Annotated in this window: 1 protein-coding gene and 1 pseudogene; both read right to left on the reverse strand. The window is 69.3% G+C overall.

Features of this window, described 5'->3' with window-relative positions:
* On the reverse strand, positions 1-667 hold a 667-nt coding region (locus tag DP106_RS15170), incomplete at its 3' end, for a site-2 protease family protein (RefSeq protein WP_205738965.1).
* 115 nt (positions 668-782) lie between these two features.
* Positions 783-1197 (reverse strand): annotated as a pseudogene (locus tag DP106_RS15175) (lysine--tRNA ligase); the annotation flags it as partial.

The following is a 1197-nucleotide window of genomic DNA, read 5'->3' on the forward strand; positions in this document are numbered from 1 at the left end:
CGGGAAGGGTGCCGCCGATCGCGACGCCGGGAACGACGGTGACGAGGCTCGCGACGAGGGCGAAAAGCAACGCGAACGAGACCGCAGTCACGAGGAAGTTGTTGGTCACGCCGGCGGCGAACATCCGCGTCCGGCCGCCGCGGTCGGCGGCCGCCTGGCTCTCCTCGTCGGGTTGGACGAACGCGCCCATCGGGACGAACGCCAGCAGTGCCACGCCCATCGACTCGATCTCGATGTCCTCGACGCGACACAGCAGGCCGTGGCCGCCCTCGTGGACCACCAGGCCGACGAGCAGGCCGACGACGATGTCGACCGCGGCCGCCCACGGGAGAAACTGGTTGACGCCGGGGATGACGAGGGCGTCCTGCGGGCGGACGAAGCCGGCCGCCTGCGGCTGTGAGATCGTGCTGACCGCCGACAGCAACACCGCAAAGAACGATCCAACCATGATGACGAGCGCGACCCCGACGCCCAGGTTCCCCCACGCGCGCCAGAGCCGCTTGGGCGAGGCGAGCCACTCGAGGAACGCCCGCCCGCGTTTCGTGTGGATCGTCAGGATCGGCCCGGAGAGCCTGAACGACGACGGCAACAGCCCGCGCGAATCGAGCGCCATCGCGCCGACCGTGTAGACGAGGATCCCGACCAGAATCCAAGACAGCGTGTTCATCGAATGCACGTAGGGTCTCGGCTACTGAAAAGTCGTTCCGTCGGGGCGGCCCGTTCCGAAACCGGGGGTACCGCCGGCACGGGGACGCCGAGGGCCACGCGCCGACGCAGTCGCGTCATTTCTCGCATCGAAGCCGCCGGACGACGAAGGCGTCGTCCATCGCCGCGAGGAACGGCCCGAGACGTGGTCCCTCAGACTCGTCGAGAAAGAGCCGGTAGCCAGCCGAAAAGAACTCCCCGACGTCGAGGTCGTGATCGCGGGCCGTCTCGTAGATCGCTTCCTGGAGGGCCTCCTCGTCGGGCGATTCGTCCGCGACGACGTCGGCGAGGGCCCCGAGAGCGGCCTCGGTGTCGGCGTCGAACTCCGTCTCCGGGAGCGTCTCCGCGAGGCGGTAGTTGAACTCGTTGTCCGTCCGGACCGCCCACGAGCGCGCTTTTTCGACGCGCTCGAGCGCGGCATCGACCGCGGCGTCGCTCGCGTCTTCGGGGAGGTGTCCCGAGCGTCGGGCCATCGTGACGCGCAGGTCGCGG

Origin of the sequence: Halonotius pteroides (assembly GCF_003605635.1) — an archaeon.
GTDB classification, from domain to species: domain Archaea; phylum Halobacteriota; class Halobacteria; order Halobacteriales; family Haloferacaceae; genus Halonotius; species Halonotius pteroides.